This is a genomic window from Microvirga sp. Mcv34 (assembly GCF_024519725.1).
GTDB lineage: Bacteria > Pseudomonadota > Alphaproteobacteria > Rhizobiales > Beijerinckiaceae > Microvirga.
On record NZ_JALJRK010000281.1, the window covers coordinates 1 to 496 of the forward strand.

General features: G+C 66.7%; 1 protein-coding gene. It reads left to right on the top strand.

The genetic code is table 11. The features are described from left to right. On the top strand, nucleotides 1–496 hold a 496-nt coding region (locus OC446_RS30615; RefSeq protein ID WP_262032624.1), incomplete at both ends, for an efflux RND transporter permease subunit.

Consider the following 496-nt stretch of genomic DNA (forward strand, 5'->3'; position numbering starts at 1 on the left):
TTCCCTCGGAGGCCGAGGATCCGGTCATCATGAAGGGCACGGGCCAGAGCTTCGCCCTCATGTACATCACCTTCGGCAGCACGGAGATGAATCCGGAGCAGGTCTCTGAGTTCCTCACCCGCGTGGTCCAGCCGCGTTTCGCAACGCTGGAAGGCGTCGGCAATGCCGAGATCCTCGGCGGGCGCGACTTCTCCATGCGCGTGTGGATCGACCCGGTGCGCCTCGCAGCCCGCGGCGTCACGGCCGGCGACGTGGTCCAGGCGATCAACGCCAACAACTTCCTCGCGGCGCCCGGCAAGACGCAGAGCGAATACGTGGCCTACCGGCTCGACATGCAGACGACCCTGCAGACGCCCGAGACCTTCGGCACGCTGCCGATCCGCTCGAACGGCGATCAGGTGGTGCGCCTGCGCGACGTGGCGGATGTGGAGCTCGGCCCCGAGAGCACGGACACCATCGTCAGCTTCAACGGCAGCCAGGGCACCTTCATCGGCAT